Origin of the sequence: Dactylosporangium sp. NPDC050688 (assembly GCF_040654515.1) — a bacterium.
Classification (GTDB): domain Bacteria; phylum Actinomycetota; class Actinomycetes; order Mycobacteriales; family Micromonosporaceae; genus Dactylosporangium.
Genome location: NZ_JBFAIC010000077.1, coordinates 20,997 through 42,195, shown reverse-complemented (window position 1 = coordinate 42,195; position 21,199 = coordinate 20,997). Strand labels below are relative to the sequence as shown.

The following is a 21,199-nucleotide window of genomic DNA, read 5'->3' as shown; positions in this document are numbered from 1 at the left end:
GGCAGCCAATCTATGCTTCACAAATGGTGTACTTCCGACCGGGCGACAGGGTTGAGCTCGTTCGCACAGCCGATGCCTTCACTGAGCTGCGCCCTGGTGATCGAGGCGCCGTTGCCCGGTTCGACCTTGATCGACAGATAGTCTACGTCGACTGGGACGGCGGCAGTAACCTGTCCATGTGCCTGGACGCGGGTGATCAGATTCGTGTCATCCAGTCAGTCGCCATGATCGACAGTGTTGTCGGTGCCGAGCGGATCGGACAGCGTGACGTGTGGACTGGCGCGGCGGAGGACGCGGTCCCATCACCCCTGAATGCGCATGAGGCAACTCAGGATGCTGGCGCGGCGTTGCGGCGCCTCGACCGGACGAGTCTTGCCGCAGACGATCTCGTCAGCTTGGCCTGGATCATCGATCGAGTCGACCGGCGCGCGCCTCTGGAGCGTGTGGAGGGTAATCTCTCAACCTGCGTTCCACAGATGAGGTTGCTGGCTAGTCCGTGAAAATGCGGGTTGAGCTGCGGAAACGCTGGTAGGCCCGGTGACGGGGCGTGTCACTAGGCGGCAAGGTCGTTGCTGGTCAGGGCGTTGAGGGCGTGACCTCGTGGACGCGTCGGGGCTGGGGCAGGCCGAGCGCGTTGAGGATCTTCTGCTGCGCGGCGGTGAGCTGGGTGCGCTGGCGGAAGGAGCCGGCCGGGCCGGTGAACGTGCCCAGGTGTAGGCGTTGCAGTTCCTGGCGGATCGTCGGCCAGGTGGCATCGGTCGTCGTCTCGACGATGCGGATCAGCAGCAGGGCGAGCCAGCACAGCAGGACGTGGGCGCGTATGCGTTCCTCGTGCCGGTGGTAGACCGGCCGCAGGTCGATGACCTGCTTCATGTCCCGCCAGCCGCGCTCGACTTCCAGCAACTGCTTGTAGCCGAGGGCGATGTCCTCGGCCGACAGCTTGGGGTCGGAGGTGCGCAGCAGGAACTTGCCGTCCAGGTTCTCCTCGGCGCTGATCTTCTTCTTGTCCACGCGCAGCAGCCCGCCGGGGGTGGTGCGCAGATAGCGTTTGAGGCCGGGTTTGGTGGAGATGACGCCCTCCAGCCTGGCCCGCTCGGGCCGGGACAGCTTGTCGGAACCGGCGATCGTCTCCTCCAGCAACTCGACCATCCGGGCGCGGATCTTGGCGTCGCGGACGGCGGCGTCGGGGTTGAAGCAGACCACGAACCGATCGTCGGCCAGATCGGCGTCCAGTCTGACCTCCTTGACCTCCATGTTCCCGGCAACGGTCTTGTATCGTCCCTGCCGGGACAACGCCGCGCGGGCCTCGGGGCTATCGCCGCGTAGCTTCTCCCCGAGGATGTAGTGCCCGCCGGCGCGTTGCAGATACCGGCGGTTCTCCGCTGAGGCAAAGCCGCGGTCGGCAACCCATACGACGCGCGACAGCGACCAGTCCCGCATGTCGTCCTTGACCTGCCGGATCAGGGCGTTGTCGGCGGTGTTGCCTGGCCAGGCCCAGCATCTGACGGGGATGCCGTCGCGGGTCACGGCCATCCCGACGACGATCTGGGGCAGGTCCGGGCGGGAGTCCTTGGACTTCCCCCAGGTCCGGAACCCGGTCTCCTTCACCGCCGCTTCGTCGGCAGCCGGCATGCCCCGCTCGTCGCGGCCGATCGGTGTGTCGGCGTCCTCGATCTCGAAGTAGGTGGAGGTGGTGTCGAAGAACAGCAGGTCGACTTCCAGATTCAGCAGGTTGGCGGTGTTGTCGTAGACGATCCGCGACAACTCCGGCTCGACCTTGATGAGCCAGTCCATCGCCCGGTAGCAGGCCTCGTCGACCACAGCGCACTCCAGGCCGTCGATGACCACGTCGTGTTCGATCCAGCGCGTTGCGGCCAGCTTCGAAGACGGCGCCAGCGCTCGATTGGCCACCAGTGCGAACACAATCCGCTCGACCCGCTCGTCCATCCGCGTGCCGGCCAGCATCCGGTGCATCGCCGCGTCGATCCCGAGCCTGCGCCACAGCCCGTCCAGCACGAACGAGCCGCCCAGCGGCCGGGACTCGGTGAAGACAAGCTCGGCCGGGGCGGTAGCCGCCAGCGCGTCGGCGGGTTCCAGCAGCCGGGACAGCGCCGCGACCAGCCGCCGGATCCCGGCGACGTCGAGCTGGTCCTCCCGGCCGAAGGAGTACAGCACCTTCGTCTTCGAGGCCTTGGCGACCGGGTCCCACTCATTGTGGGCCAGCTGGAGATAGCCGATCACCTGGCCGTCGCCGGTCCGTCGGGTGGAGCGCTTCACATACACAGCGCCCGACCCTAGCGATCAACCTCCTAGGTGATCAAGTCGAGCCCGCAGCTCACGGGCTGTAATCGACCAAAGCGTGTCACTAGGGCTTTCCCGCAATTCCACTAGCCTGCAGAGCCTTGACCTGCCGAGATGATGCCGAACCTGCCATCACACCCCGATTAGCTGTGGAACGCAGGCTCAAGCGTCGGCCGGATCGTCGGTGTCGTGATTCGCGGCGGGGAAGCGGCTTCGGACTGTCTGAGCGTCCACGCTGCCTACCTGCACGTTCAGCTCGAGCCGGGCGGTGACCGGGTTCTCTGGCCGCTCGACGATCTCATCGCCGCGCAGCAGCAGGAGTGCCTGTTCGAGCTCCCCTGAGCCACCGGACCGCGGCAGTGTGGGATGGCCGCGCTCGCCTTCGACGCCGACCCGCCGACGTGCGCGAGCGGCCCGACGCTGGCGGGGCGCTACACCCCCGGATCCTGCGGCTCCTCACCCGGCGGATCCGCCACGTGGCGTCGGTGCGGAACGGGGCACCTGGCTGCGCTGTAGGGCAGGCCGTGTAGCGGTGGACGCTGTTGCGTGCCGTGCCACCGACCCGAAGCCCGGTTCCGCCGCTTCCCGAACGTGACGCCGCACGACGGCCGTCGACACCGCTGGCGGTGTCGGTCGCAGTCCCCGGGCTCGGCCCGCGGACGACCTGCACTGCGACGGCTACGGCGACCCTTCGGGATGAAGATGCTTGCGCGAAGTCCTTGGATGCGGGATGCTCGACTCGCCAGAGAACCTTGGCAGATAGAGCTTGGGCGTCGTGCCCTTGTTCGCTGCGGGGCTCAAACAGGCGCTGGAGTTCGTCGTGGACGCCGTCCCTTACGGGACCGCGGACGATGGTTGTCCGTCGGTTCCCCTGCCGCCCGCCATAGGTGTGGGCATTTCGAGTTGCCTGAACGAAGGTCGTCTGAGTTCCGACGGCCGTCCGGTCGACACGTCGGTCTTCGATGTTGACGCGCTGCGCGCCGTCGAACATGCCATCGCGCGCCGGGGATCCGTTCTCGTCTGTCCTGCCGATCCGCTCGCTCCCGTTTCGGCGCTGATCGCTGCGACAGTCCATGTCGATGCGATGGTGCGGGGCCTGCTGGAATCCGGCCGGCCCGCTGGGAGCAAGCTACGCGTCGGTGTGGTGACGGCCGACCACCACCTCCGTGGCTTCTATCGCGGCTTGGCGGTCGCCGGGCGACCTGGTGGGTCCAGCGTGCCGATGCGTTCGGTCGTTCCGGCTGCAACGGTCGGCAGGACCGGAATGCTGAATGTCATCGACCGGGATGATGGCCGCTGGTCCACGGTGTTCGTCGATTCGGTGGAGGCCGCCCGGCAGTTGGGTGAGCTCGACCTCTTGATCGTCGATCTGCCGGTCAATGATGCGAACAGCTTAAGTGGTATAGGACTGCCGGTTGTCATCGTTGCCCGGGATCCGTCCGATCCGGTGGCGCTGCGGATGGCACGGCACCTCCCGACGTTCGGTTATGACTGGGGCGTGCGGGCAGGCATCGCCCTGGAGACCCTGGAGACAACGGCCGGTGCCGGTGCCGCCCGGCTCATCAACCGGATGGATCGACGGATCCGAGTGGTGCCGGTCGTGGCGCCGCAGGTGTGCTCCGACGCGGGGCTCTTCTGGAATGACATCGGCTCCGTGCTCCGGCTAGCCGGACGCTCGCACCTCCTACGTACAGTTGCCGGTGACGCGTTCGCGCTGTTCCACGATCTCATCGGACTGGCGATGCCGATCGACGAGTTCGAGCGGTCGTACGGACGTCCGTTCGCAAGCCGGGTGGCGGATCTAGCCCAGGCTGCTGGGATCGTCGCCCGGGGCGAACTCCGCGACGAATGGCTACCGATGGTGGAGGCCGAACTTTCCGGGGTGCTCAGCTCATTACGCCGTGCCGAACGCGACGGACCGGCCGCCGCAGAGGGTTACACCACGAAGGCGTCGGTGCTGCCCCCGCTCCTCGCCGAGGCCCTCGACAAGCGTCAAGACGTGCTCGTGGTGACCCGCACCGCGGTCTTCGCCCGGGTATACACCCAGTACCTGTCCCAGCGATGGCCGCAGGTCCGGGTCGCCTCCATCGGCGAGTTGGCGACGACACGACCGGCCGATGTCGCAGTCCTGCTCGGCATGGCGCCGACCTGGGCGCGCTGGGTCTACCGCTCCGGCGTCGGTAGAGAACTTGCCGTACTGGCCTACACCGGGCACACGCCCACGTCGGCCCGGTCGCCGGGCGAGCGGAGCAGCGCCGATTTCGATGAGGCCGCCGTCGTGATCGCCGCCGTCAACATGCAGGGCGCCGCGGACCAGGGGATTTCGGCACCTGACCAGCGGGCGCGGGCCTGGGCGGCGCTGTCGTCCGGCTGTCCGGAGGACGGCGGCTACCTGCACCGTCGGTCCGGCGGTAACGACTCGGGCCTCACCGTGTCCAGCCTGGCCCCGCCCGAGGTGCCCCCGGGTCTCTGGGACGGCGGCAAGTGGACCGCTGACATCGAGCCGAATGCGACCTCTACGTCGAGGAGCATCTCCGGATCTGGCCGGGCGGAAACCGCACCGGGTCTGCGGGTGACATTCACCGACGGCACATGGGCCTGGCTGCACGCGCACAGCTTCGTCTGGTGCTGGCGCGCGTACAGCAACCAGGGCATCCAGGTGGAGGCGCGCCAGCTCGTTGCTGGTGACGATCTGGTCCTTATCGACGGGGACGCTCACAAGACGCTGTTGACGAAAGTGCTGGAGGTTTCGTCGGGGATACCGGAACTGGCGGTCGCCAGCGCCTGGGTCGACTACTGGCGGACCGCGCTGGGTCGGGCGCGTGCCCTCTGCGGCTCCTACGCGGCCCTTGACAGGCGGTTGGCGGTACTGGGCTGCCGGGTTCAGACGCAGACGGTGCGGCTGTGGTGCGTCGGATCGACGATCGGGCCGGAAGACTCCGCGGACATACGCCGTGTCGGTGAACTTCTCGACGATCACGTACTGCTCACCCGCCAACCGGAGATCTCGCGGGCGATGCGCACGTTACGCCATTCCCACGGAAGGCTGCAGCGTCGCCTCGCCTCGATGGTGCGGTCCGCAGGACCGGCCGCCGCGAACGGCCGTCTTCGGCCCGACGAGGTGCTCGACGAGGCGAGCGGGTTGACCGCCGCCGACATCGAGACCGCGGTAATTGTCGTAACCGTGGCATCCGTGGAAGTTGTCGACGCGGTGCCCCGCGTCCTCGCCGGCCGTCGCCACGACGCCGACGAACCGCCCGACTTGATCCACGCCGTCCGAGACGAGGAGCAGCAGTGAGCACCCCCATCAACCCGAACTTCGAGCCCACCAGGGCCCAGCAGGAGACGATCGTCGACTACCTCGTCGCCGCGGTGGTCGACGACGCCACCGGTGTGGCCGACGGCGACGTCTGCCTCGGCGAACCCCCGTCGGCCCGCTACTTCCTGGCCAGCCTGGCACCCGGCGACCTCGACCTCGCCGTCAACGCGGTACGGATGGGACGCGCGACACCGTCCTCGCTCGGCTTCGAGTTCGAAATTGGCCGCGCCGGCGGAACGATCCAGCTCAGCGCCACCGTGAGCTGCTACTACCGGCGGACACCGACCTACGCTGAGCAGCTCGAACACCTCGGGACACGCCTGGGTAGCGCCGACACCTACCGCCTCGCGCCGGTCTTCCAACGCCTCGACGTCGCGATTGATCCGATCACGGTCGATCTCTCCCGCCCGGGGCCGGCGTCCATCCCGGTCGGGCGAACCGAGTTCGCCCACGAGTTCACCCGGGCGCGAGCGCTGGCGGCCGCCGACCCGCGCGTGGAACGCCGCCACGGCGACGAGCGGCGCGAGCGGGCCGTCCCCGCCGATGCGCTGACCGACGAAGCGACCTTCGAAGCGTGGCTGCACCAGATCAACACCGGTGAACCGGTTCTGCCGAACTTCGCGGCCAGAATCCACCTGTCCTGCCGGGCCGTCAACAACCACGTGCGGGTCGTGGCCAGCCTGGAAAACCTGTCCACCGATCCCACCGTCGTGGTCCAGGGCAGGGGCCGCTCGGCCGGGCATGAACGCCACGACGAAGCACGCGACCATTTCCTCTTCCGGGCCGCGCTGCACGTGACCGCGGCGAAGGATGTGCTCCGGCCGATCCGGATGGATCTCGGCCCGGACGCGTACCGGTACCGCCGGGAACTGCCGGCCTACGCGACCAACTGCGGAGTCCGGGCCGTTCTCGGCGAGCACGGCGACGTCGTCGGTCTGAGCAGCGTCGCCGCACCGGTCTACGAAACGTCACGGGCCCGGCCCAGACTCCATCCGGCCACCGTGTACCGGGCACTGGAATCCGATCCGGTTCCCGAGTTGCGACGCCTCGAAGCCGACCTGCGGGCCTACGCGACCGACGACGCGTGGACCACCGACGGCTTGGAACCGGATCTGGCCGTCCGCAAGACACTGGACCGCGAGGCATTCCAGGACGAGGTCGCCAGGTTCGCCGACGGCGTGCGGTGGTTGGAACGCGACCCGCGGCTCCTGCTCGCCTTCAAACTCACCAACACCACCATGCGGCGACTGGCGGACAAGGCCGGACGGAAAGACGCCGGCTGGAGGCTGTTCCAGCTCGTGTTCGTGGTCAGCCAGCTGTCGGCGCTGGCCTGGCGGGAACACCCGTCGGAATCCTTCACCCCCGGATTGTGGGGCGACCCCTCGTCAGGAGATCCCACCGAGGCGGTCAGCGTGCTGTGGTACCCGACCGGAGGCGGCAAAACCGAGGCGTACCTCGGTCTGACCGTATGCTGCCTGTTCTACGACCGGGCCCGGGGCAAGACCAGCGGCACCAGCGCCTGGTGCCGGTTCCCGCTTCGGCTGCTGTCGCTGCAGCAGACCCAACGACAGCTCGATGTGGTCGCCATGGCCGACACGGTTCGCGCCGATTCCGCCGACATGCTCAAACAAGCCGGCGGCGACCGCGGCGCACCGTTCCGGATCGGTTTCTACGCTGGCGGCTCCAACACCCCCAACGCCCTGGACGCGGGGTTGGTCGATCAGCTAAGCCGCGACCCGAAGGCACGGAACAGGTACCGGTTGGTCGACACCTGCCCGTACTGCAACAGCCAGGCGGTCGCCGTGCGCCCGCCGGACCCCGACAAACTCACGCTCGAGCACGTTTGTGAAGACTGCGGCAAACTGCTTCCCCTCTACGTCACCGACCGGGAGATCTACCGCTACTTACCTGCCGTCGTGGTCGGCACGCTGGACAAGTTGGCCGGTATCGGGCTGTCCGACCGGTTCGGGTCGTTGCTCGGCGACGTCGACTGCGTCTGCCAAACCCACGGCTACGGCCGCGGCGGCAAATGCCACGAGCGCACCACCAAGCATCCCGTCGTCAAACTGCCGGCACCGCTGTACGACCCGTCCCCGACCCTGGAAATCATCGACGAGTTGCACATGGTCGACGAGGAACTCGGCGCCTTCAGCGGCCACTACGAAGGTCTACTCGCTTCCGTCCAACAGGCCCTATCCGCCCGTAGACGGCCCGACGGTCGCGGGGTCCGGATGAAGGTGATCGCCACCAGCGCCACCATCCGCGGCGAGGACCGACAGTGCGAGCACCTCTTCGGTCTACGGTCGGTCGTGGTGCCGCTGCCCGGCCCCAAACTGGACCAGTCCTTCTACTGGCGGATCGATCCGGACGCGCCGCTGCGCCGTTTCGTCGGAGTGCTGCCCACCCGGACGACGGCCGAGATGACAGTCGTACGGATCCTGACCGCCGCGCATAGCGCCGTCCGGCGTCTCCAGGCACGCACCGGTGTGCCCACGGCTTTGGCCGCGCTGCCAGCGCAGGACTACGACGCGTTGGTCGACCTGTACCGAACCAGCCTGACGTACGTGACCAGCCTGGTCGACTTCGGCAAGATCCGCCGCTCCATGGACACACAGGTCAATGAGTCCCTGCGCCACGCGGGATGGGCGGAACTGAAGATCGCCGACCTCAAGGGTGAGACACCGTTCGACCAGGTCGGCGCGACGCTCAAGGACGTCAGCACCCCAGGCGGTGAAACCGAGTCCATCGTAGCCACCAGCATGGTGAGCCACGGCGTCGACGTCGACCGGCTCAACCTCATGGTCTTCAACGGGATGCCCCGGGCGATGGCCGAATACATCCAGGCCAGCTCCCGGGTGGGGCGCGCCCATCTCGGTGTGGTGTTCATGATTTTCAACGCAGTTCGGGAAAGGGACCGTTCGCACTTCCGGTACCACGGCAAATTCCACGAGTACCTGGACCGGATGGTGGAGCCCGTCGCGATCAACCGCTGGAGCCGCTTTGCCGTGCGGCGCACCCTGCCGGGAATCCTGATGGGCCAATTGCTGCAGGTCGCCAACCGCGGCTGGTGGGACGCGGGCGGTGCACCGACCCACCTGCACGAGCTCGGCCGCATGAAAGCCGCGTTGCGCGACCCGGCGGCGGGCGGTATCCCCGAGACGCAACTGCCAGCATTGCTGGATGCGTTGCACCACGCCTACCTGGCCGACCGGGAGGAGGCGCTGGAGCTCGCCGCGGACCTCGACGAGCGGCTGCGCACGGCGGTCGAATCACTGCGGGCAGCCGGCGCGGCCAGCGCAGCCGCCAGCGGCGGCGGTCGACTGTACCGGGCCACCGCGGAAAATCTCGGCCTGGAGCACGCCCCGATGACCAGCCTGCGCGACGTGGCCGAGGGCATCCCGTTCATCACCCTGTCGGATCGGAGCCGTTGATGTCGTTCGACCCGCGCGACCGTGACATGACCCGAGACCGGGGCCAGGTCCTCTTCCGCTACCGCCCCGACCAGACTTTCGACCACGCCGGGGGCTTCATCGCGCAGGTGCGTCAGTACGCCAACGACGAGGCGTACGACGGTCTGCCCTTGGACCGCGACTACCTCGTGGCACAGGCTATGCGGTTGGTCCGGCGGTGGCGCGCCGAGGGACGAACGGCCGCCGGAGGCGACCGGGCGCCGGAGTTCCCCTCCGACGACCCCATGGCGGCCACGCATTACCAGGTCGTGATTCCAGGCAAGGTGTTCTGCCGGGTCTGGCCACGGATCATCCGGTGCGCGAAGCCCAGCTGCGGCCGGGTCTGGGAGGCGCAGGATCCGCGGCAAGGCCAGGACTGGCCTCCGCCGTGCCCGACCTGCGGCGGCCGCAACGGCAACCGGCAGCTCCAGTTCGTCTTCGCCCATCAGTGCGGTGAACTGCTAGGTCTCAGACCACCGGGCAACTGCGGACGCGGCCACAACGCGTTCCGGCTCAACGACCGGGTCAGCCGGTTCAAGGACTTCCGATGGGAATGCCTGAACTGCGGCATCAGCCTCAACGTCCAGGCGATCTGCCCGAACACCAGCGCGTGCACCTGGTCCAACAAGATGATGGTGCCGCTGCTACACACCGCCGGATCCGCATACGCCGGGCAAGGTCTCAGCCTGGTCAACGTCCTGACCAGCGAAGCCGCGTACAGCGCCACCCAGCCGGGCTACATCGTTGCCACGCTGGCCCGCTGGCTGGGCGAATGCACCGAGGAAGAGTACGAGCGACTGATCCGTGCGGCGACCTCGGCGGCCGCCGTGCCGCAGGAGGTGTTGGACTCGATCGCCGCAATGGAGGAGGCAGGCCTCAAGGCGCAGGCCGATGCTCTGCGTCGTCGGTTCGTCCCGGTCGACCTCGACCGGCTCGCCGAGGCGGTCGAAAAGGTCCTCGGGTACGACCCCGTCAACGACGAGCGCGGCGCAGCGCTCGCCGCGAGCCTATCCACGTACCAGCGCGTCCTGCACCTGGACCGTTTGACGATCGGCCGGGTCCGCGACCTGGCCCGCAGCAAGGCGCGCCGCGACCTGTACGACACGTATCCCGCCGTGCTGCGACGGGCCGGGTTCGAACCAGACCGTACATGCCTGCTCGGCAACTTCCCGGTGACTTATCTCGCCGTCGGCTACGCCCGGGCCGGGTTCAGCCCGTCGGAGGCAGACCTCGTGCCCTACCGCGGTAGAGTCTCCCGCGCCTCGCCGATGACCACCCTGCTGTACGCGCACCCCACCACCACAGAGGCGCTGCTGTTCGTCCTTGATCCCGACCGGGTCCGGCGCTGGATGATCGCCAACCGGCTCATCCAGGCTACCGAGGTAGGCGACGCTGCGGACCTGCGGCGTTGGTTCGCGACCCGGCTCGACCCGACCGACGGGCAACTGCCCACCTTCCCCGCCGATCTCAAGGAGGGGGACCCGGAGTGGCCTGCCTACCAGCTGTTCGGGCTGTTGCACACCCTTGCCCACCAAACCCTACGGGCGTTGGCGGTCGACTCCGGCTACTCCGAGACGTCGCTGTCGGAGTACCTATTCCCCTACGAGCTGGCCTTCGCGCTGCACCCCAACGGCCGCAGCGAATCCAGCATCGGGGCCCTGCGGACCGTGTTGGAACAGAACCTCGACGCGGTCGTCAACCGCGCCTTCGACAACGATTCGTGCCTGTACGACCCCAACTGCATGCACCACAACCGCGGCGCAGACCACGGCTGCCTTCTGCTCCCCGAGACCGCCTGCCAGTGCTGGAACCGGCACCTGTCCCGCTGGTACCTCTACGGCTCACCGGACGGCGATGTGACCGGCTACTGGGATCCGGCGTTGTAGCCGAGGCGTCCAAACCCGGTACGGGGCACGTAACGCCTCACGCAACCCGCTGGCGGCAGCGACACATCTCGGGATCACCGCGATCTGGTGCAGGACCGCCGCGGAAGTCCGTACCATGCCGTGGTGACAGCAGCGGGAGCGGCAGTCCTTTTCGGCCTACTACTCGGCAAGCTTCCAACGCTACGGGAAGGTTCACCGCCTGGGACCGGCGACTGACGAGCAGCCCCATCCGAACGACGCGCCGGCGTACGGCTGTACGACGCCGGCGCAGGGACGCTATTGTCCTGATCCATACCGGCATGATCGGTCGTGGACAGGAGGAGCGCGTGTACACCGTCGTCGACCTCTTTTCCGGCTGCGGTGGCGGATCGATGGGCTTCCACGAGGCCGGCTTCCGTACGGTCGGTGCCGTCGAAATCGACGAAGACGCGGCAGCGGCGTTCACCGTGAACGTAGGCGTCTCCCCGATCGTCAAAGACATCCGGGACGTCAGTGGCAACGATCTGCTCACCCCGGCCGGGTTACGCCGCGGCGAGCTGACCTTGCTGTTCGGCTGCCCGCCGTGCCAGAGCTTCACCGTGCTCCGCCGGGCCGCCGCACCGACCGACTACGACGAGCAGCGCAGAGAGCTGATCTACGAATATCTCCGGCTGGTCGGCGAACTCCATCCCCGGCATATCGCGTTCGAAAACGTGCCCGGCCTTGTCGAAGGCCGCTGGGGAACCTACTTCGAGACCTTCCAAGAGATCCTGTTCGACCTCGGCTACCGGGTCACGCATCATGTCGTCGACGCCGCCGAGTACGGCGTACCGCAACGACGGCGACGTGTACTGGTCGTCGGCAGCAGAGTGACCGACCCCTCGCTACCTGAGCCGACGCACGGCGCGAGCCCTGACACCGAGACCGGCACTAAACGACGGAAGCCTTTCGTCACGGTGCGTGATACCATCGGACACCTCCCGGTATTGGCATCCGGCGAACAGGACCCCGACGACGAGTTCCACCGCGCACGGCGACATAGCAAAGTGGCGTTGGAGCGCCTCGCGTGGATTCCGGAGGGCGGCAGCCGCAGCCAACTCCCCGAGCACTTGGTGCTGGACTGCCACAAGAATCACAGAGGCCACCACGACATTTATGGCCGCATGGCGTGGGACGGTGTGGCGCCGACGTTGACGTCGGGCTGCACCAATGTCACCAGGGGTAGGTTCGCGCACCCGGTACAGAATCGGGCAATTACGCTGCGTGAGGCGATGCTGCTGCAGACGTTTCCTGAGTACGCCCGACTGGTCGGCACCGTCGAAAAGATGGCTCTGCAGATCGGCAATGCCGTCCCGAGCCTGCTCGCCGAACGCATCGGCGACACTGTCAAGGCGATGGAACGCCGATCGCGGCAGGGTCGTGGATCTGACCAGCGCCACACTGCCGACGCGTGACACCGGCGCCCTATGGGGCGGCGCGGCGTGACAGCACGTGAGCAGCGACCACGTCGGCCATCGCGGCCGGTTGTTCGTGCGCCCAGAACCGCAGCACGTCCCAGCCCAGCCGGACGAGATGTGCGGATGTCTCAAGATCTCGACCGCGGTTTCCGTCGAGTTTCTTCTGCCACCACTCTCGGTTGCTTTTTGGCACCATTCCGTGCTCGGGGCAACCGTGCCAGAAACAACCGTCCACGAACACTGCAACTTTGACACGGGGAAAGACGACGTCGACCGTCCGCCGCGGCAGTCCGGGCACCGGCCGATGGACGCGGTAGCGGAAACCACGCCCGAACAGCAGACGTCGCAGGGCCAACTCGGGCTGAGTGTCCTTCCGAGGGTGACGGCTCATCTGGGCGGAGACCCGGGTCGACGATGCGACCATTACCGGCGGCATGTCGGCGACCGAGGTCATCGTTCCGCCAATCGGCTGCGGTTGCCCTGGTCGATCTTGTCGTCCCATTCGACGTCCTCGCCTTCCGGCACCTCCGTCGCCGGCTCATGCCATGGCGGCCGTGGCACCAGGTCGAACCCCGCCCGACCGGCCAACATCAGCGTGGCCGGCTCGTGAAGATCTGTCACGGACCGCGCGTAGACCCGGAAGGGCCCGACACCGTCGGGCTCCGGCCCACAATCGGCACGTCCAGCGTACCGGGCCAGCAATCCGAAGAGCTTCGGTTCAGTGGTCGGCCCAACCTGCGGCACAAGTTCAGTCCCTGGCCGTGCACGCCGCCGGCGACTGTAGAAGGTTACGCATCCGGCAACTGGGGCCTCGGCCCCGAGGCGGTTGCGCGCCTCGCTCCATCCGCCGTCGATCATGTGCGCGGAGTCGCGTACCGCAGCAAGCTGCTGACCACCCGATAGCCGGTGAAGCTGTAAAGCTCGCCTCGTTGACATCGATCACCGAGGGTAACGTACATCGGTATCACGTAGGAGATGTCCCGCTGCAGCCATGAGCACATCGACCCGTCCGGCCGGTGCACGGTACCCGGCACGGATGCTCCGTTCACCTGTGGTCGACCGAATCGGCTGCTTGCGCCCGGCCGTCGGGCTGTCCGACGTGTGACATCCGCTCACGGTTCTCCTTCGCCTCCGTGATCACGGCTGCAACCTCTTCGCGGAGCAGCGGCTCGGGAAGGCCGAAAAGGTCCTGGAACGCACCACGCCGCATGAGGTGCTTGAGGACGTCGCGGAGGATCTCGGTCTCGTTGCGTGTCATCAGATCGCGCTTGAGCCATTCCTTGGCGAGAGCGCGGACCAGTTCCGGCGATCCTCCGACGGAGCGCCGCCGGGCGAAGATCTGGTCGAAGTTCCGTTCGGAGAAGACGTCGATCAGGTGGTACGGGTCCGTCGATTCCGCATCGTCGCGAAGGAGTTCGGCACGCCACCACAGACGTCCGAACACGTGCCTGGTGATGTCCGTGGCGAGGACGCGATCCCCGGTCGGAGCCGGAAAGCGCCATACGGCGATATCGGGCAGCAGGATGAGCGCCATGAAGGCCCAGACGGGCCGGACGGCAGCCTCCGCCGGCACGGCACCCATGTGTGCGTGCAGTACACGGGCGACCGTCGTGTCGAACCGGCCGAGTTCACGGCCGAGCGGTCGGTCCGGGAAGCCGAGCCCGACCGCGACTGTCCGGACTTCCTCACGCAGCGCGCGGAGTTGTTCGACGTGTACCCGAACACCGCCGGTGGCGGCGTAATACTGCGCCGGGTGCGACGCGGCCGAGGCGCCCTCGAGTTGCTGCGGCTGCGCCTGGCGGATCTCCTCGTAACGTTCCTTCGCGACCCGGTCCGGTATGCGCGGATACAGCGTGCTCAACGCGGCCGTTCCAAGAAGCTCGTCGCGGCCTGGATGACTGTCGCGAACAACGGCGCGTCGTTGTTGCGCATCCGTCGCAGATCGGTGAGCTTCGCATCGTCGGTGTAGGCGTTGAGATACGTGCGCAGAAGGCCCTGCAGGACCGCCCCCAAGGTTCCCTCCTCGAACTCGACGTCAAAGGAGAAGTCGTCCGCCCCGAGCGCACGATCGATCATGCTTCTGATGACATCGGTCTTCAAAGCCGACAGTACGACCCGGTCGACGTCGTTGGGCGTCGCCGCGCGGCCGACCGCCGCCACGACGTCGGGGTTTTCCTGGTTGACGAGCAGCTGGATCGAACCCAGTGCGGAGGCGTGCAGGTCGGCGCCGAGCTCGAGGAACCATCCGGCCGCCTCGGGCAGCGCCGATCGGGAGAATGGGATCACCGCCAGCGGGAACAGCGGCGCGTCTCCTTGCAGGCGGATGTCGACCGCGTCGTCCCACAGGCTGCTCCCGGGACGGTGCGCAACTGCCGTCCTTTCCGCGCCGCGGTTCGCGAGAACGATCATCGTTTCGAGCCGCACCACGCCGCCGAGCCGCTCGCCGGGGAGGACAACCTCGAGGTTGATGGCCGACGCGTCGGTCTTGACCGGTACCCACGCGACGGCGCCTCGCAGGTGGGACGGGACGGCACTCCACCGCACGCTGACGGCAAGGTCGACCTCGTCTCCGAGACCTGCATCTCTGCGGGCGGCTGGAAGATCGATCGTGATGTGCCTGCTCAATTTCACGTCGCGGTGATAGTCCCAGTCGGAGAGGCTCTCCGGGAGAGCCTGCTCGATCTCGGTTCCCGGGTCGAGCGTCCAGCATTCGGCGCGGACCGTCGTGTCCTGGATACGGCGGTACGGCCAGGCGCGGACCCCCCTAGTCGCCACCGGCAGTCCTAACCGTCCGCGCCAGTCCCGCTTCGATCTGTGTGACGGTGTCCGGCACGGGCCGCACGAGCAGTTCGACATCGACATCGGTCGGTGCCGCAGGCAATGTGAGACGTTCCTCGTTCGTGGTCCGGCCGGCGATGCGCCAACCGATAATCCGTGGCTGGCCGGAATCGCCCGGCGGCTCTTGTTCACGCGTCCCGTCCGCCACGGTCACCGAGACCGTTCCTTCGACGGTAACCGGGGCGTCGGCCCGCACGACCAGGCGTTGCACCAACAACGGGCCGTCCGGGTCTTCCTCGAACCGCGGACTGCCCTCCAGCTTCAGTATCGCTCTCGCCGTGCGTCCGGCGGCGTTGCCGTCGCCGGTACCGGTTCCGCCCGTTGGCCGGGCGAGGACGCCGCTGCCGGAGCCGCCTGCCGCCGCCACGAGCGAACCGAGCAGGTTGCTGGCGGCGCCGAGAGGAGCTCGCTCCGGATCGGCCTTCACGGGGGCGGGTCGCGTGAACTCCGCGAGCTTCTCTTTGATCCGGACGAACGTGGTGCGCACGAACGTCCGTTCCTTGCCTTCGAGTTGCGCGAAGACCCAGTCGTCGTGCGTCGGCGGCTCCGCACGGGCGTATGTCCGGTCGAGTTCGTCGGACGCCTTGAACACGCCAGCGTAGGCGAGGGCCCCGCTGGCGGGCTCGGGACCGATGTGGTACTTGACGACGAGTTCCGGGGAGCGGAGAAGACAAACATGGTGCGGCGCGTCCGGAACCCCGAGGTCCTGAGCGGCTGGAGGTGTCTCGTGCGGTAGCGCGAGTTGCCGCTCGATGACGAGCCGCCCCAAGGTCTTTTTGGGATTTCCGCAGTTCAGTGTGTCGACGCCCTCGGCATCTGCGGTCATCCGTTCATAGGCTGCGACAAACATCTTCAGGTCACGGCTTTGTTCCGGCACCGGAACGGCGATCGGCGAGCCGCCGAGGTAGGTCTCCGGTAACAGCCGGACCTCCCCTCGACTTCGCAGCATAATCGGCCACAGGTTCCAGGCGATCGAGTCCGCGAGGTAGCGTGCAGTTGTCGCGTCCGAATCGTCGCCGAAATCCGGGTCGATGATCACGATGTCGGTGCCGGTGTCGTCTCCGTCGAAGGGGCGTAGTCCCAGGGCGGCCGCGACGCTTTCCGCGGCGCCGTCTACCAAAGGCTCGACGTACGTCCCTTCCACGCGACCCCACCAGTGCCGCCCGGTATACGGACGGCGTTCGCCGTCCTTTCCGGGCAGCTCGACGGACTCACCGAGGCAGATTCCGATCAGACGGGTCTGTGGGCCTTCCGGTTCGACCGTGCGGGTATGGACGATCACCGTCCCGGTTCGGGATATCTGGTAGAAAACGCCCTTGCCGTACCCGTACGTGCCGCCGCCCCGGGATGTGTCGGGCGGGTCGCCCACGTTCAGCACGAACGAGACCCAGTCCCGCGGGTTGCCGCCGCGCGCTGTGTCGGCCCGGGTGGGTCCGCCCAGTCCTTTCGTCCCCCGGTCGCTGACCGTAAGCGTCCGCACGATCGTCGAGCCGCCCTCCTTGCCGCGGAGTAAGGCACGCAAGGGAAACTGGTCGCTGTACGGCGCACCTTCCAGCAGCAGGTCGCGCCAGGCGTTGGCATGCTGGGGAAGGACCGTTGCGAGGTCGAGCCGGAAGCGGACGGGTCGGTCGCCCAACTTCGCGTCCCAACTGTTCTGCGCGGCTTCGCGGACCAGGATCGCGGGCCACGGCATAGGCGGGCGGCCGAGTGTCCTCTTGATACCCTCGGCACTGATCGATCCCCCAGGTGGGAAGGGCTGCGAGTACCACCGGAACCCGCTCACGGAGCCGCCATCGCAGTGAGGAACGCCGAGACGTCTCCGGTCGGTACGGGCATGGGCGACGGCGCGGCATCGAGGTCAACGGTGTACCGGAGGTCCCGTACACCGTTCGGTAACCCGCCCACGAACGAATCGGGCACGATCCGCGGAAAGTCCCCGACCACCCGGTAACAGGCCTGTTCCATCAGGGTGAACCTGATGCCGCCGTAGCGTTCCGCATCGGCGAGGTAGTAGCCTGCCCGGGCCAGGAGCCGGTAGTACGCGGACGGTTCGCCCAACCGGAGGGCGGTGGCCTCGACGATCTCGGGGACCGAGACGCCGGCACCCGCCGAAACGTCAAACCTCATCCACCACACGATCAGCTCGCCGCCGGGCGGAGGGTCCAGCTGATCGACACCGTGGATCCGGATCGCCCGTCCCGTCCCGGACGTCGTCGACTTCACCTCAATCGCACGGGCGTTGCGGAGAAAGTCGTGCGATGAGGAAGTAGGTCCCGTCCAGGCCCCCAACGCCTCGATGTTGCGGTCCAGGACGGCGTTGAGAACCGTCAGCTCGCCGAACAGACCGGTGAGCTGATCCAGTCCGAGCGGCGATCCGCTGCGCAACAGCTCGTGCCAGCCGTTCAGGACGCGCTGCACCGCCCCAGGCGGGTCGGCTGGCTCCAGCGCAACTGCCGCGAGGACGTCCGCGCACAGTCCCGTGAATACTTCCTGCAGGTCGGGACGCAGAAGTACCAGATCTGCGTATCGGGCTGGCGCGGACCGCCCCTGCAGAGTCCGTGTGAGTAGATGGACGGCGGCGGCTCGGGTATCGGGCCGAATCTCGTCGCTGGCGCTCAGCGGAACGAGTAGATGCCTGGCGCCTTCGGGATCGATGGCGCATCGCAGGGGGGTGTCCGCGGCACGCACCGGAAGATCCGACGTCAACCACCCGGTTCCGGACCCCGCCTGCAGGGCGTCCCAATGGTCCGCAACGATCCTGCGCAGGTCGTCAGACACTTGCGTCGTCCTCGTCGTCTCCCTCAAGGATCGTCGGGTCTTCCTGCTCCACGTAGACCTTCGACAGGTCGGCCGACACGTAGTCGTACGTCACCGTGCTGTCCGCTCCCGTGGGCTCGGGAAAGACGAAGGCCGCTCCCATCACGACGTCGTGGGTCGCGTTGAGGGGTTCACGGCCCTTCTTCTCGACCGGCGGCGACACCGGATCGATCGGGTAGAGCAGCAATAGGCCGACCTTCGGGCGCTGAACACGACGAAGTTTCTCGATCGCAAGGCGACGTCCGTCGTCCACGCCGCCGGGCACGGTGAGGTTGACGGCGGTATCCCTTGCGCTGGAAAGGGTTTTGATGTCCGCCGCGCTGTCCGGGCTGAGGTTTAGCCGGCTGCGATTGTGCATACCGAGCGACCTACCATCTGGCAGTTTCCACCGTCTGGCGTCCTTCTTGGAGTTGCCGATCACGGCGACATCCCAGCTCAGCAGCTCGCCTGCCTTGATGCGCTTTTCGATGTAACCCCTGATCAGGTCCCTGCGGCCGTTCTGCGACAGGTCGTGGAACGAATACTCCTCCACGAATCGCAGCACGTCCGTGTATGAGACGTCCCGCCACAACTGCCATTGTCGCCGCGTTTCGTCGACCGACTGCCCGTCACGTGCGTGCTCAGAAGCGGCGCGCATCAGGTTGTCGGCCGCCCTGACGTTGTCCTCGAGCCAGGCCCGGTCGTCCACGTGGAAGTAGCGGGTCTCGACTAGGTCGCCACCGTACGCGGCCTGAGCCTTGACGGCGTCCTTCATCCGGGCCGGTGCGGTCACCAGCATCTTGGGATGGGTCTGGATCCGTACGGCGAAGGTCAGCGGGTTCTTGTCCTCGACCAGATAGCGGTCGATGTCTTTTCGGATCTCCGCCTCTACCACCGCAATATGCCGGAACCATTCCGCAAGCTCCTGCGTCATCCAGATTCTCGGCAGGTCGGCGTATCCGGCGCGGTGACCGAACCATCGACCCATCTGCAGCAGTGTGTCGTACGTGGAGGACGCCCGGACGAAGTAGCTGGAGACAAGGCCCTCCAACGTCAGCCCACGGCTGAGCGTGTTGCCGCCGACCGCGATCGCAACGACCGGGCCCGATTCGTAGTCCAGCCGGTCCCGGCTCTTGTGGTTGTCGACCACCACGCGGCTGTCGGCGATGACGCCGGGCAACTCCGCGAGAACCTCGTCGAACGACACGGTCTTCTCGCCGAAGTCCGTAGCAGCCACCCGCGCCGTCTCGTCGGTCCACATGTCCCTCAGTTCGGCGACGAAGGTACCGTCCGCTATCAGGTCGTCCGGCTTCAGCAGGCTCAACGCTGCACGGCGGAGATCGTCGAGCGGATCGCGGAACATCTCGTGAACCCAGGTGTTGAGGGTCGTGTGAACGAGCATCGTTGAGTGCGGGACGCCTGTCCTGCGGACCCGGCGCGCAGCCGTGGCGAGCCAGAAGTACAGCACTGCGTCGCGCAGAGACGGGGTCATTTCTGGCTCGAAGGACGCCGCCGATTTGCCTTTCGGTTGCACAAACTCGACGTCCTCGTCGGGGACTATCCGGATCATGTCCTCGCCGCCGGCCACGTCACCCGGATCTTCGCCCTCCAACGGGTCGCGGCCGAAAAGCAGCTCCGGCCCTTGGTATCCCTTGGGCTTCTCCAACCCGACGACGAAGTCCCGCGGATAGAAATCGTCCTCTTTCGAAGGATCGATCAGCAGGTTGGCGAACGGCGTGGCCGTGTAGCCCACGTACACTGCTCGCGTGAAGACCTTCAGCAGGTCGCCGATCAGCGGGTTGATGCGTTTCCCGCCCACGGTCGCCTGGTCGGCCTCGTCGTCGATGACAACCGTCGGGCAGTCCTGCAGGTAATCCCTGGCGGAGGCCAGCCATCTGTTGAGTTTGGCCAGCACCTTGGCGTTCTTCTTGACCACCAACAGGACCCGCTGTTGGTGGGAAGCCAGGAACGCGGCCGCATTGGCGGGCGGATGGAAGTCGTGATCGACGGTAGTCACCTGGTGCCACTGTGCCGGATTGGCCTGGACCAGCTCACGTGCGAGACGGGATTGCGTCTGGCGGCGCAGAGCGTTGTGGATCCCCGACAGCACGATGAAGAGACGGTAGCCGCGGTCCGCCGCTTTCGCCATAACCGCGGTGAAGTTGGCGGTCTTGCCCGACTGGACGTAACCCAGCACAAGTCCCATGCTGCGAAAAGAAGTGACAGCGGGGTGATCCAGGAGCCCGACGACCTTGGTAGAGGAACTGTCCAAAGCCCTGATGGCCTCGTCGCCCCAAGGCCGCTCGCCGGTACGGAGCGTCTTCTCCAGAGCGGGCCAGAAACGGTCGCCCTCCTGCGGCCCCGTGTACCACGTCAAGCGACCCGACCGATAGACGACGTGTGGTTCACGCATCTCACGGATTTTGATGACATCGGCCTCATGGCGCTTCCTGAGCTCTTCGATGATGTGCTCAGGCACCTGAAGCACACGCAACCGGGCAACAGCCTTCTCCGGTGTCGCTTTCTCCAGGATCGACTGAAAGACCTCGTACTGATCTCCCAGGTCGTCGTCGACGGTCATACCTTGATCCTTTCAACGGTGACCTGATCGGGGCGCTGTTCGGTGAGAAGAAGGTGGGCTGGCGGTTGAGCCTACGACTGTCGCACCGGTACAACACCATTGCCAACTTCCCCCGCTTCGATCACCTTGACCGAACGGGTCGCCCCACCGCTGGCGGCCTCCATCGCGTGGCATGTGTCGACCATGGTCAGCGCGTACACCAGTCCTGCTACGCCGATGTCCAGGCCCTCGGTGAAGCTGAAGTCGTCCTCAGCCATCTCGACGAGCTCGTCCAGCGCCTCCGAATCGGGCAGGTCCTCGGGGACGGCGTCGGGATCGGCCGACTCGATCGCTCGCAGGAGCGCCTCGAATGTGTCGGCCGTCGAAGCGATCTCGTCTACCAATCGGATGACCCTCCGCTCCTCGTCGAGGATCTGAACCGCCTCGTTCCGGGTAACGTCCGTGATAGGTCAGGTGTCGCAGAAGAAACCGAATCCCGAATCCTCGCCGAGGTCTTCCTCGCGCGGAGTCCAGTAAATGGCCTCGTCCGGAAGGATCGCATCCGTCACGATCTGCTCACGCGGGATCATGCGTTGTCACCTGCCCTAACGTCG

The 21,199-nt window shown here is 66.8% G+C and carries 14 protein-coding genes; 6 read left to right on the top strand and 8 right to left on the bottom strand.

Annotated elements, in window-relative coordinates; all coding sequences use genetic code 11:
* The first annotated feature begins 23 nt into the window (after positions 1-23).
* Positions 24-500, top strand: a complete 477-nt coding sequence (locus AB0H83_RS44120; protein WP_360107235.1) for a DUF4314 domain-containing protein — start codon at positions 24-26, stop codon at positions 498-500.
* A gap of 76 nt (positions 501-576) precedes the next feature.
* Here AB0H83_RS44120 and AB0H83_RS44115 read toward each other — a convergent pair whose 3' ends face one another.
* Positions 577-2,283, bottom strand: coding sequence for an IS1634 family transposase (locus AB0H83_RS44115; protein WP_360107232.1), 1,707 nt, complete (start codon positions 2,281-2,283; stop codon positions 577-579).
* Between the two features lie 207 nt (positions 2,284-2,490).
* On the opposite strand from AB0H83_RS44115, the gene AB0H83_RS44110 reads away from it, so the two are divergent.
* The 5 genes from AB0H83_RS44110 to AB0H83_RS44090 all read left to right on the top strand — a co-directional run bounded on the left by AB0H83_RS44110 (position 2,491) and on the right by AB0H83_RS44090 (position 12,388).
* Complete coding sequence (locus tag AB0H83_RS44110) at positions 2,491-2,643, top strand: hypothetical protein (RefSeq protein ID WP_360107230.1); 153 nt, start codon at positions 2,491-2,493, stop codon at positions 2,641-2,643.
* 433 nt (positions 2,644-3,076) lie between these two features.
* The gene (locus tag AB0H83_RS44105) at positions 3,077-5,599 is read left to right on the top strand and encodes a hypothetical protein (protein ID WP_360107227.1); all 2,523 of its coding nucleotides are present in this window, start codon (positions 3,077-3,079) and stop codon (positions 5,597-5,599) included.
* Positions 5,596-9,051, top strand: a complete 3,456-nt coding sequence (locus AB0H83_RS44100; RefSeq protein WP_360107224.1) for a helicase-related protein — start codon at positions 5,596-5,598, stop codon at positions 9,049-9,051. Before AB0H83_RS44105 ends, AB0H83_RS44100 begins: the two co-directional genes overlap by 4 nt.
* Positions 9,051-10,955, top strand: a complete 1,905-nt coding sequence (locus AB0H83_RS44095; protein WP_360107221.1) for a hypothetical protein — start codon at positions 9,051-9,053, stop codon at positions 10,953-10,955. Before AB0H83_RS44100 ends, AB0H83_RS44095 begins: the two co-directional genes overlap by 1 nt.
* 326 nt (positions 10,956-11,281) lie before the next feature.
* On the top strand, positions 11,282-12,388 hold the full coding sequence (locus AB0H83_RS44090) for a DNA cytosine methyltransferase (RefSeq protein WP_360107218.1): 1,107 nt from the start codon (positions 11,282-11,284) through the stop codon (positions 12,386-12,388).
* A 10-nt stretch (positions 12,389-12,398) separates the two neighbouring features.
* Here AB0H83_RS44090 and AB0H83_RS44085 read toward each other — a convergent pair whose 3' ends face one another.
* The 7 genes from AB0H83_RS44085 to AB0H83_RS44055 form a co-directional block, all read right to left on the bottom strand.
* Entirely contained in the window at positions 12,399-12,845 is a 447-nt protein-coding gene (locus AB0H83_RS44085; RefSeq protein ID WP_360107215.1) for a very short patch repair endonuclease, read from the bottom strand.
* Positions 12,846-13,436: 591 nt separating this feature from the next.
* Complete coding sequence (locus AB0H83_RS44080) at positions 13,437-14,252, bottom strand: DUF6339 family protein (RefSeq protein WP_360107212.1); 816 nt, start codon at positions 14,250-14,252, stop codon at positions 13,437-13,439.
* Positions 14,249-15,166, bottom strand: coding sequence for a hypothetical protein (locus AB0H83_RS44075; protein ID WP_360107209.1), 918 nt, complete (start codon positions 15,164-15,166; stop codon positions 14,249-14,251). The genes AB0H83_RS44080 and AB0H83_RS44075 overlap by 4 nt, the downstream gene beginning before the upstream one ends.
* Complete coding sequence (locus AB0H83_RS44070) at positions 15,156-16,922, bottom strand: hypothetical protein (RefSeq protein WP_360107206.1); 1,767 nt, start codon at positions 16,920-16,922, stop codon at positions 15,156-15,158. Before AB0H83_RS44070 ends, AB0H83_RS44075 begins: the two co-directional genes overlap by 11 nt.
* A gap of 86 nt (positions 16,923-17,008) precedes the next feature.
* On the bottom strand, positions 17,009-18,007 hold the full coding sequence (locus AB0H83_RS44065; protein ID WP_360107203.1) for a PD-(D/E)XK motif protein: 999 nt from the start codon (positions 18,005-18,007) through the stop codon (positions 17,009-17,011).
* Positions 18,000-20,606, bottom strand: coding sequence for a Z1 domain-containing protein (locus AB0H83_RS44060; protein ID WP_360107200.1), 2,607 nt, complete (start codon positions 20,604-20,606; stop codon positions 18,000-18,002). Before AB0H83_RS44060 ends, AB0H83_RS44065 begins: the two co-directional genes overlap by 8 nt.
* A 71-nt stretch (positions 20,607-20,677) precedes the next feature.
* Complete coding sequence (locus AB0H83_RS44055) at positions 20,678-20,989, bottom strand: hypothetical protein (protein ID WP_360107197.1); 312 nt, start codon at positions 20,987-20,989, stop codon at positions 20,678-20,680.
* Positions 20,990-21,199 lie beyond the last annotated feature (210 nt).